The sequence below is a fragment of the Brevundimonas sp. genome (assembly GCF_031082345.1).
Lineage (GTDB): Bacteria > Pseudomonadota > Alphaproteobacteria > Caulobacterales > Caulobacteraceae > Brevundimonas.
Map to the genome: position 1 here is coordinate 1 of NZ_JAVHLH010000264.1, position 3,841 is coordinate 3,841.

General features: G+C 70.6%; 2 protein-coding genes. One reads left to right on the forward strand and one right to left on the reverse strand.

Annotation, left to right across the window (positions count from 1 at the left end):
- Nucleotides 1-61: 61 nt before the first annotated feature.
- On the reverse strand, nucleotides 62-1,384 hold the full coding sequence (locus tag RDU12_RS13645) for an ammonium transporter (RefSeq protein ID WP_308685163.1): 1,323 nt from the start codon (nucleotides 1,382-1,384) through the stop codon (nucleotides 62-64).
- Between the two features lie 311 nt (nucleotides 1,385-1,695).
- Between RDU12_RS13645 and RDU12_RS13650 the strand changes: the two genes are divergently transcribed.
- A partial coding sequence (locus RDU12_RS13650) for a pitrilysin family protein (protein WP_308685165.1) occupies nucleotides 1,696-3,841 on the forward strand: 2,146 nt, incomplete at its 3' end.

Consider the following 3,841-nt stretch of genomic DNA (forward strand, 5'->3'; position numbering starts at 1 on the left):
CGCTGATCCGCGATTGCTGAAAGACTTCTGACGGGGGCTCGCGATCGCGGGCCCCCGTTTTCTATGGGTGGATGGTCTCGCCGTGCTGGGTGTAGTCGAGGCCCTCGATCTCCTCCTCCTTCGCCACCCGCAGGCCGGTGGTGAATTTGCACACCATCAGGATCAGGAAGGTCCCGACGGCGCTCCAGGCGACGACGGCGAGCAGGCCGACCGTCTGCTTCAGCAGGCTGGCGTCGGCGCCGGCGGGATTGATCGCGGCGGTGGCGAAGACGCCGGTCAGCAGGGCGCCGACGACGCCACCGACGCCGTGGAGGCCGAAGGCGTCGAGGCTGTCGTCGTATTTCAGAGCCCGCTTGAGCCAGACGGCGCCGGCGTAGCACGCCGGCCCGGACACCAGGCCGATGACGAAGGCCCCCTTCGGATCGACGAGGCCGGCGGCGGGGGTGATCCCCACCAGGCCGGCGACGAGGCCGGACAGCAGGCCCAGCAGGGTCGGGCGTTTGTGGTCGATCCACTCGACGGCGGTCCAGCCGATGGCGGCGGCCGCGGCGGCCAGCAGGGTGTTGAAGGCGGCGACGGCGGCGATCCCGTCCGCCGCCCAGGCCGAGCCGGCGTTGAAGCCCAGCCAGCCGACCAGCAGAAGGCCGGCGCCGATGGCGGTGAAGGCGAGGTTGTGCGGGGCCATGTTGTCGCGACCGAAGCCGTGGCGCGGCCCCAGCACCAGGGCGGCCACCAGACCGGCCACCCCGGCGTTGACGTGCACCACGGCGCCGCCGGCGAAGTCGAGGACGCCGAGCGAGCCGATCCAGCCGCCGCCCCAGACCTGGTGGCAGATCGGGGCATAGACCAGCAGGTGCCAGAGGAAGAAGAACAGGACGGAGGCCGAGAATTTGATCCGCTCGGCGAAGGCCCCGGCGATCAGGGCGGGGGTGATGACGGCGAAAGTCAGCTGGTAGGCGATCCACAGGAACTCGGGCAGGCCGGGCGCGAGGCTGTGGGCCGTGGACGGGGTGACGCCATTGAGGAAGGCCGCCTGCAAGCCCCCGACGAAGCCGTTGGTCGCCGCCCCGCTGGCGCCGAACGACAGGCTGTAGCCGACGGCGAACCACAGCACGGTGACGATGGCGAAGGCGGCGGTGGAGTGGGCGAGGGTGGCGATGACGTTCTTGCGTCGGACCATGCCGCCGTAGAACAGCGCCAGACCCGGCAGGGTCATCATCAGGACCAGGGCGGTCGAGGTCAGGATCCAGGCCGAGGAGGCCTCGTTCAGCGCCAGCGGGGCCTGGTGGGCCAGCAGGGGCGCCGCGGCGGGAGCGGCGACGGCGGGCCCGGCGGCCAGCCCCGCGACGACGAGGGCGAGCGGGGCGGCGAGGAGTCGGTTCATGCGGCGTCCGGGCTGTGGAGCTTCAAGGTCTCGGCCCGAATCCGCGTTCGACGCCGCGGATAGGGATAGGACTATATTGCGCTGCAACAGGCAAATGATTTCGCGTGCAGCGCAGCAGGGCGCGGTCAAGCTGCGCGAGAGGGAGAGCAGCGCGACGATCCGGCACGAAATTGCCGCGTGGCTTCGCAGGGGCGAAGGGGTGGCGGGGCCCCTGCGGCGTTCCGTCGAAATTCCGCGCTTGCCAAGCCCCCGCCCGGCGCCGCCACTATGGCGTGCGCCGCCGCGCGCCGTCTCTTCAAGGGGGTTATCTCATGCGCACCAAACGTCTCGCCTTGCTCGCGGGGGCGGCCTCGGCCGTTCTGCTGGCCACCGCCGCCCAGGCCCAGACCCAGGCTATTGAGGTCGCCGCGGCGCCGGCGGCCGCCACCGCGCCGCAGTCGCGCGAGCAGCTGGCGCCGCTGCCGGACGTCGACATCCCCTTCACCAAATTCACCCTCGACAACGGCCTGACCGTGATCGTCCACGAGGACCACAAGGCCCCGATCGTGGCGGTCAACATCTGGTACCACGTGGGGTCGAAGAACGAGCCCGAGGGCCGCTCCGGCTTCGCCCACCTGTTCGAGCACCTGATGTTCAACGGGTCGGAGAACTACAACACCGACTTCTTCAAGGGCACGGAGCTGCTGGGCGCGACCGACCAGAACGGCACCACCAACAGCGACCGCACCAACTATTTCCAGAACGTCCCGACCTCGGCCCTGGACTCGATCCTGTGGCTGGAGAGCGACCGGATGGGCCACCTGCTGGGCGCCATCGACCAGGCGCGGCTGGATGAGCAGCGCGGCGTGGTCCAGAACGAGAAGCGCCAGGGCGAGAACCAGCCCTATGGCCGGGTGTGGAACGCGATCAACGCCGCCACCTATCCGAACGACCACCCGTACGGCCACACGGTGATCGGCTCGATGGACGATCTGAACGCGGCCGACCTGCCGACGGTGCAGCAATGGTTCCGCGACTATTACGGCGCCGCCAACGCCACCATCGTCCTGGCCGGGGACATCACCCCCGAACAGGCCCGCGAGAAGGTGCAGCGCTATTTCGGCGACATCCCTCCCGGACCGCCCGTGACCCAGCCGGCCCAGATGATCGCGAAGATGACCGGCGAGCAGCGCGAGGTCATGTACGACCGCGTCGGTCAGCCCCGCCTGTACAAGGTCTGGAACACCCCGCCGGCGGGCTCGGCCGAGTCCGACCACCTCGGCATGCTGGCCCAGGTGCTGAGTTCGGGGCGCAACTCGCGCCTCTACAAGCGGCTGGTGTTCGACGACCAGATCGCCACCCAGGTCGCCGCCTTCAACTCGGAAAGCGAGATCGGCGGCCAGTTCCTGGTCATGGTCACCGCCAAACCCGGTCAGGACCTCGAGCGGATCGAGGCCATCGTCGACGAGGAGATGGCGCGGCTGCTGCGCGACGGGCCGACGGCGGCCGAGCTGGAGCGGGCGCGGACCAGCGTCGGCGCCGGCTTCGTGCGCGGGCTGGAACGGATCGGCGGCTTCGGCGGCAAGTCCGACATCCTCGCCGAGAGCCAAGTCTATCACGGCGATCCGGGCGCGTGGCGGGAGTCCTACCAGCGGATCGTCTCGGCGCGCCCCGACGACCTGACCCAGGCCGGCCGCGCCTGGCTGAGCGACGGCAGCTATTCGCTGGAGGTCCTGCCCTTCCCCGACTACGCCGCCCAGGCGACCGGGGTGGACCGCAGCCTGGGCGTCCCCACGCCCGGCGAGGCCCCGCAGGCGGTGTTCCCGACCATCGAACGGGCCGAGCTGTCCAACGGGCTGAAGGTCATGTTCGTGCGGCGCGAAAGCGTGCCCACGGTCAGCATGAACCTGATCCTCGACGCCGGGGCCGTGGTCGATCCGGACGCCAAGGCGGGCCTGGCCCAGCTGACGCCCTCGGTGATGACCAACGGCACCGACAACCTCGACGCGCTCGAGATCAGCGACCGGCTGCAGCTGCTGGGCGCCACCCTCGGCGCCGGCTCGGGCTCGAACTCGACCAGTGTGTCGATGACGGCCCTGTCGTCGCGGCTCGACCCCTCGCTGGACCTCTACGCCGACGTGATCCTGAACCCGGCCTTCCGGGCCGAGGATTTCGAGCGCGCCCGCACCCAGCAGGTCGCCGGCATCCAGCAGGCCGGCCGCAATCCCGGGGCCATCGCCCGCCGGGTGCTGAGCCGCGAGATGTACGGCCCCGCCAGCCCCTATGGCCGCCCGACCTCGGGCACCGAGGCCACGGTGGCCTCGCTGACCGCCGCCGATGCGGAGGCCTGGCACCAGACCTGGTTCCGTCCCGACAACGCCACCCTGGTGGTGGTCGGCGACACCACCCTGGCCGAGCTGACCTCGAAGCTGGAGCGGGCCTTCGCCGGCTGGCGCGCGCCGGCCTCGGCGATGCCGG

Bases quoted from the DNA above. Each gene is read 5' to 3' on its own strand.
- RDU12_RS13645 (WP_308685163.1), bottom strand. From the start codon at position 1,384: ATGAACCGACTCCTCGCCGCCCCGCTCGCCCTCGTCGTCGCGGGGCTG.